The sequence below is a fragment of the Curvivirga aplysinae genome, assembly GCF_009711445.1.
In the GTDB taxonomy this organism is placed as follows: domain Bacteria; phylum Pseudomonadota; class Alphaproteobacteria; order UBA8366; family Aestuariispiraceae; genus Curvivirga; species Curvivirga aplysinae.
Genome location: NZ_SMMC01000179.1, coordinates 24,229 through 30,618, shown reverse-complemented (window position 1 = coordinate 30,618; position 6,390 = coordinate 24,229). Strand labels below are relative to the sequence as shown.

Annotated in this window: 6 protein-coding genes and 1 pseudogene; all 7 read left to right on the top strand. The window is 43.2% G+C overall.

Going from position 1 to position 6,390, the window contains the following annotated elements; all coding sequences use genetic code 11:
- Positions 1–119 precede the first annotated feature (119 nt).
- The 7 genes and pseudogenes from E1160_RS09315 (at position 120) to E1160_RS09285 (ending at position 6,310) form a co-directional block, all read left to right on the top strand.
- Positions 120–620, top strand: coding sequence for an arsenate-mycothiol transferase ArsC (locus E1160_RS09315; RefSeq protein WP_218048814.1), 501 nt, complete (start codon positions 120–122; stop codon positions 618–620).
- A gap of 84 nt (positions 621–704) precedes the next feature.
- The gene (locus tag E1160_RS09310; protein ID WP_155154879.1) at positions 705–1,079 is read left to right on the top strand and encodes a VOC family protein; all 375 of its coding nucleotides are present in this window, start codon (positions 705–707) and stop codon (positions 1,077–1,079) included.
- 78 nt (positions 1,080–1,157) lie between these two features.
- Positions 1,158–2,099, top strand: coding sequence for a tRNA pseudouridine(55) synthase TruB (gene truB / locus E1160_RS09305; protein WP_155154878.1), 942 nt, complete (start codon positions 1,158–1,160; stop codon positions 2,097–2,099).
- A gap of 11 nt (positions 2,100–2,110) precedes the next feature.
- On the top strand, positions 2,111–2,380 hold the full coding sequence (gene rpsO / locus E1160_RS09300) for a 30S ribosomal protein S15 (protein ID WP_155154877.1): 270 nt from the start codon (positions 2,111–2,113) through the stop codon (positions 2,378–2,380).
- A gap of 410 nt (positions 2,381–2,790) precedes the next feature.
- Positions 2,791–4,980: a polyribonucleotide nucleotidyltransferase gene (pnp, locus tag E1160_RS09295; protein ID WP_155154876.1), complete on the top strand. Its 2,190-nt coding sequence runs from the start codon at positions 2,791–2,793 to the stop codon at positions 4,978–4,980.
- Between the two features lie 134 nt (positions 4,981–5,114).
- Positions 5,115–5,321 (top strand): annotated as a pseudogene (locus E1160_RS17510) (DUF3500 domain-containing protein); the annotation flags it as partial.
- Between the two features lie 77 nt (positions 5,322–5,398).
- Positions 5,399–6,310 (top strand): LysR substrate-binding domain-containing protein, encoded by a 912-nt coding sequence (locus tag E1160_RS09285; RefSeq protein WP_155154874.1) that lies wholly within the window; start codon positions 5,399–5,401, stop codon positions 6,308–6,310.
- The last annotated feature ends 80 nt before the right edge of the window (positions 6,311–6,390 follow it).

Below are 6,390 nucleotides of genomic sequence, written 5' to 3'. Positions count from 1 at the left end.
ATAATGATTATCATCGACGACATAATTGTAAAACCAAATCGTCACAAATACATTACATATAACTTATATAAGGGCTGCTCCTAATTCATAAAATAAATTTTTCTTTGGGAGTGAGTAACGTGACGAATATTCTTTTTGTCTGCACAGGTAATAGCTGTCGCAGTATCTTGGCCGAAGCTATTTTTAATCATTATGGACATGGACTAATCACAGCCTATAGTGCTGGTACCCATCCGGTAGGTGATGTGAATATGGGGGCGGAAGCTTGTCTTTATCGCCATGGGATTTCTTCTGAAGGCTTATTTTCAAAAAGTTGGGAAGATGATTGTTTTCCAACTTTTGATGCGGTGGTTACCGTATGTGATCATGCGACTTTATTGGAACCCCCAGTTTGGCAAGGAAATCCTGTCTCCTCCCATTGGGGGTTAACAGACCCAGCAAGTTATGTTTGTGATGCCAGAGAAATGACCCGTGTTTTTGAAGACGTGTTTTTAAAATTGGAACATAGTGCTAAATCCTTGATGGTGGAGTTGGACAATAATCCGGCAGATGTTGATCTAGCCAAAATTTTGTCTCGCCTATCCTTGAATTATACGGCTGAATTCAGGATGTCTGCATAAGGATTTTTTGAGGATATATCGCGGTTGATTTATTTTTGATTGATGAGTATTTCAAACACAGTTCTAATTTAGTTAGGAAAGATCATGCTATTTGGTGTTGTGCTTGGAACCAATAATCTTAAAGAAGCGGGTGAATTTTATGACAAGCTTCTTGGTACTATCGAAATGGTACGTCTTATGGCGGATGACGTAGAAATTGGTTATGGACCATATGGCGGTGCCAGCTGCTTTTGGATTACAAAACCTTTTAACCAGAAGCCTGCAACTTTTGGCAATGGTACACAGGTGACCTTCCAGGCTGCCAGTAAGGAAATGGTAGAAGAATTCCATCGCTTGGCTTTAGAACTTGGTGGAGAAAATGAAGGTGATCCGGGGTATCGCTACAGGCCTAACTATTACGGTGCTTATTGCCGTGATCTAGATGGGAATAAGTTACATATCATGCATGAGCCCAAATAAATTACTCTTGAGTTTTAAAGATAGTGCCTTTATGTGTCTGCCTTCACGTGATTGACGAAATACGAATGGCGAGAATTTATGGGCCGCAAGAAAAAGGGGAACCCGGTGCATGGCTGGGTGATTATTGATAAGGCTGCAGGCATCGGCTCCACCCCGATTGTTGGCAAGGCGCGTCGCGCGTTAAATGCGCAAAAGGCGGGGCATGGCGGCACACTTGATCCTTTTGCCACCGGATTACTGCCTTTGGCCTTTGGTGAGGCGACCAAATCCGTATCCTATGTAATGGATGGGATTAAAACCTATCAATTTACATTGAAATTTGGGGAAGTGACCGATACGCTCGATTTGGAAGGTGAAGTTGTTGCCAAATCTGGCCAACGTCCAACAGAAAAAGAAATGCTGGCTGCTATCCCGCAATTTGTCGGGAATATTGAACAAGTGCCGCCAAAATTTTCTGCCCTAAAGATTGATGGAAAACGGGCTTATGATTTGGCCCGCGCTGGAGAAGAAGTTGAGATGAAATCTCGCCCAGCTTATGTGAAAGAAATTAAGTTAATCAAAGTGATAGATGCTGATCATGCCTTCTTTGAGGTGACATGTGGTAAGGGGTTTTATGTGCGCTCTTTGGGCCGTGATCTGGCGGAAGCTATGGGCACGGTTGGTCATTTGACCACTTTGCGACGCACAAAAATTGGCCCTTTTGAAGAAAAAGATGCGATTTTACTTGAAGATTTTGAAAAAAAGGCGCATAACGCCGCGGAATTTGGGGAACTATTACTCCCCATAGAAGCAGCGCTGGACGGTATCCCGGCGTTGTCTTTAGAAGAAGGTGAAGCCTTGAGACTACGAAATGGTCAGGCTGTAACCCTTCTCCGAAAGGTTGATTTGGAGCGTATTGCCGACCTGAAGGACGGTGATACGGCCCTTGCTTTGTTTAAGAAACGGGCGCTTGCGCTAGTGACTTACAGCAAGGGAGAGATCAAACCGACACGGGTTTTTGTTTATCAAGATACCGTATAAAGGAAGACATTATGTCCATTACTGCTGAACGCAAAGCTGAAGTGATCGCTGACAACCAAGCTAAATCTGGTGATACAGGATCTCCTGAAGTACAAATCGCGATTTTGACAGAACGCATTTCTAACCTGACAGAGCATTTGAAATCTCATAAAAAAGATTTCCACTCTCGTCGTGGTTTGCTTGTAATGGTTGGTAAGCGTCGTAGCTTGCTTGATTACTTGAAAAAGAAAAACGAGCAAGGTTACAAAGACCTTATCGCGAAATTGGGCATTCGCCGCTAAGCGAAGAGCTTTCGACAGGGCGCAGAAAAATTCTGCGCCCTGTTTATTTCTATAGCTATATTTCTGTAACAAATCTGGTATAGCTATGGACCATTCAGCTTAACTAAGCTGGATAAAACTGAAAGAAGGATTGGCGAAGGGGATTTAAATCAGCCTCGGGTTCACCCAAAGACCTAAAAATGGTCGTGTTGACATATTTATGTGGAATGGTTCCGGCCCGCTCCCCCACTCAACCACCCAGTTATTATGAGGTGGATTGGGCGATGAAGCGCACCGGGCCTGATAAAGGATTTCACATAGATACGCCAACACGGCTCTGAGACTGAATTAATTTTCATTCACTTTCTTCTTTCAAAAAGTCAGGACCCATAGGGGGTACTGATCTATTTGATGTTAAGAAAAGGAAAATTATGTTTAACGTAGTTACAAAGTCTATTGAATGGGCTGGTCGTACATTGACCATCGAAACTGGTCGTATCGCACGTCAAGCTGACGGTGCGGTATTGATCACATATGGTGGCACAAAATTACTATGTACAGCTGTATTTGCAAAAGCAGCTAAACCGGGCCAAGACTTCTTCCCACTCACTGTGAATTATCAAGAAAAAACATTCGCAGCGGGTAAAATTCCAGGTGGTTTCTTCAAACGTGAAGGTCGTCCATCTGAGAAAGAAACACTTACAAGCCGTTTGATCGACCGTCCAATCCGTCCATTGTTCATCGAAGGTTTCCGTAACGAAACTCAAGTTGTAACAACTGTGATGAGCCACGATTTGGAAACAAACCCAGATATCGTTGCGATGATCGGTGCATCTGCTGCTTTGACAATTTCCGGTGCGCCATTCCTTGGCCCAATTGGTGCGGCACGTGTTGGTCGTATCGACGGTGAATTGGTATTGAACCCATCTGAATCCGACATGGAAAAATCTGAGTTGGACTTGGTGGTTGCAGGTACAACAGAAGGCGTGTTGATGGTTGAATCCGAAGCACAGGAATTGTCTGAAGAAACAATGCTAGAAGCAGTTGATTTCGGTCATGCAGCCTTCCAACCAGTAATCGACTTGATCATCTCCTTGGCAGAAGAAGCGGCAAAAGAGCCATATGACATGCCAGAAGAAGATCCAGCAAAAGAAACTGTGAAAGCACGTTTGACAGAGTTGGCTGAAGCTGGCCTACGCGATGCATATAGCATCATCGTGAAACAAGATCGCCAAGCGGCAATTGCAGAAGTTAAAGAAGCTGCAATGGCTAAATTGGAAGAAGAAGAGCTAGATGTTGAATTAGCGGGCAAATTGTTCAAAGGTCTTGAATCCGACATCGTTCGTGGCAACATCATTAAAACAAGCAGCCGTATCGATGGTCGTGGCTTGGCTGATGTGCGTGCAATCGATTGCCAGATTGGCGTGATTGACCGTACACATGGTTCCGCATTGTTTACACGTGGTGAAACACAGGCCTTGGTTGTAACCACATTGGGTACAGGTCAGGATGAACAAATCATCGACGCGTTGGAAGGTGAATATCGTCAGCACTTTATGTTGCATTATAACTTCCCTCCATATTCCGTAGGTGAAGCTGGTCGTATGGGTAGCCCGGGTCGTCGTGAAATTGGTCACGGTAAATTGGCTTGGCGCGCAATCAACCCAATGATGCCTGCTAAAGAAGACTTCCCATACACAGTACGTGTTGTATCCGAGATCACAGAATCTAACGGTTCTTCCTCTATGGCGACAGTATGTGGTACATCCTTGGCAATGATGGATGCGGGTGTTCCTTTGCAAAAGCCATGTGCGGGTATCGCAATGGGCTTGATCAAAGAAGAAGACGGCGTTGCTGTATTGTCCGATATCTTGGGTGATGAAGATCACTTAGGCGATATGGACTTTAAAGTAGCTGGTACAGAAGACGGTATTACATCTCTTCAAATGGATATTAAAATCACATCCATTACCAAAGACATTATGGAGACAGCCTTGGGTCAAGCTAAAGGTGGTCGTCTATATATTCTTGGTGAAATGGCAAAAGCGATTACAGCGGGTCGCGAGGAAGTATCTTCCAACGCACCACGCATCACATCCATGCAAATCCCGAAAGAGAAAATTCGCGACGTGATCGGTACAGGCGGTAAAGTTATCCGTGAAATCACCGAAGAAACAGGCGTGAAAATTGACATCGATGAAGATGGTACAGTGAAAATCGCAGCTGTTGATGCAGATGCAGGCAAACGCGCTTACGATTGGATTTACGGTATCGTTGCTGAGCCAGAGCCGGGCACAATTTACAAAGGTAAGGTTGTGAAGGTTGTTGACTTTGGTGCATTCGTTAACTTTATGGGTTCCAAAGATGGTCTTGTTCACATTTCTGAATTGCAATTCGCACGTACAGAAAAAGTAACAGACATCTGTAACGAAGGTGACGAAGTATTCGTTAAATGCTTGGGTGTTGATGATCGTGGTAAAGTTAAACTTTCCATGAAAGTTGTGGATCAGGAAACAGGTGAAGAAGTTGAACCACCTGCACGTGAACCACGTGGCGAAGGCGAAGAAGGCGGTGAAGATCGTCCTCGTAAAGCGCGTCGTAAACCACGCAGAGACGACTAATCTGTTTCAGATTATCTGATTTGGAAAAGGGCAGCCTTCGGGCTGCCCTTTTTTCTGGACGCTTTAAAATATACGATAACTTTTATGGAATGCCAAATGCTGAAAGTGGATGGGGATGATAGTTCGGTGGAAATCATCTAGCGCTAAATATGGCTGTTGAGAATAATACGATCACAAGTTTGTCTCCGAGTTTTATTGGAACCGAGCCAGTAATTTTTACTTACAATGGGGTCGATTACGAAATAGTAGTAGATAGGCATCAGTCAAGGTATCAGGTCCTCGCCTCATTAAATGAAACCCATCAAGAAAAAGGCGGTGAAATTCATCGCCTTTTTCTTTAGAGTAAATTGGAGGTTTTGTTGGGCTAGCCTAATAGGGCGGTTTTTCATCAAGTGGATTGTGAGAATTTGAGTAATTTATGGTGACAACGAGAAAATACCATCTTCCACCAATGGAGTTATTGGTTTGTTTTGAGGCAGTTGCCCGACATAATAGTTTTACCATAGCAGCGGAAGAATTATGTCTTACACAAAGCGCAGTTAGCAAAAAGATATCTGCCCTTGAAACATTTCTATCAACCAAATTATTTAAGCGCATGCATCGTTCTATTCAGTTAACGGAAGATGGTCAGGTAGTTTTGAATCATGTGGATGAAAGCCTTACGCAGTTGAATGAGGGGTTAAAAACATATTTCCCTAGTTCAGGCCAAATGCGTATAACTGTTTCTGCCTCTGTATCATTTTCGTATTTTTGGCTTATCCCTAAGATCGAAAAGTTTTATGCATTGCATCCAGATATCGAAGTGAATGTCATAAGTTCAGATACCCCGGTAGACTTTAAGAAAGATGGTTCTGATATTGCCATATTATTTGGGGAAGGGGCATGGCCGGAATTAACATATGAAAAGCTTGTCGATGAAGTTGTTTATGTTGTTGCCAGCCCAACTTATCTTGAAAAATTTGAGTCTATTCAGCTTGATGATTTATCAAACCATATTCTTGTCCATTTAAAAGATGGTGTGCAGATATTTGGTGGGGTGAACTGGGATAAATGGATGAAGAAGTTCCAGCCGTCAAAAATGCCCCAACGTCAGGGGCCGACATTTAATTCCTATCCTTTGGTTTTACAGGCGGTTGAGGCAGGCAGAGGTCTGGGGCTTGGCTGGGATTATTCTGTTGAGGAAAAAATCGCAGCAGGTCAACTCTGTAAAGTATCTGATCAGTCAGTAGAAACTAGCATGGGATATTATTTGGTTTCATCAATTGATACGGAGTTAAATTGGCCGGTTCAACAGTTCAAAAAATGGATTATTTCGGAGGCTCAAAATTAGACATTCCATTTGGGAATGGAAATATGAAAAACCTTCATTTGAACAAATGTAATTTCCTTTTACGATCTAGAGAATGTATT

What these genes read in the sequence shown, in the direction of transcription:
- E1160_RS09310 (WP_155154879.1), top strand. Translation starts at nt 705, where the DNA reads ATGCTATTTGGTGTTGTGCTTGGAACCAATAATCTTAAAGAAGCGGGT.
- truB (WP_155154878.1), top strand. Translation starts at nt 1,158, where the DNA reads ATGGGCCGCAAGAAAAAGGGGAACCCGGTGCATGGCTGGGTGATTATT.
- rpsO (WP_155154877.1), top strand. Translation starts at nt 2,111, where the DNA reads ATGTCCATTACTGCTGAACGCAAAGCTGAAGTGATCGCTGACAACCAA.
- pnp (WP_155154876.1), top strand. Translation starts at nt 2,791, where the DNA reads ATGTTTAACGTAGTTACAAAGTCTATTGAATGGGCTGGTCGTACATTG.
- E1160_RS09285 (WP_155154874.1), top strand. Translation starts at nt 5,399, where the DNA reads ATGGTGACAACGAGAAAATACCATCTTCCACCAATGGAGTTATTGGTT.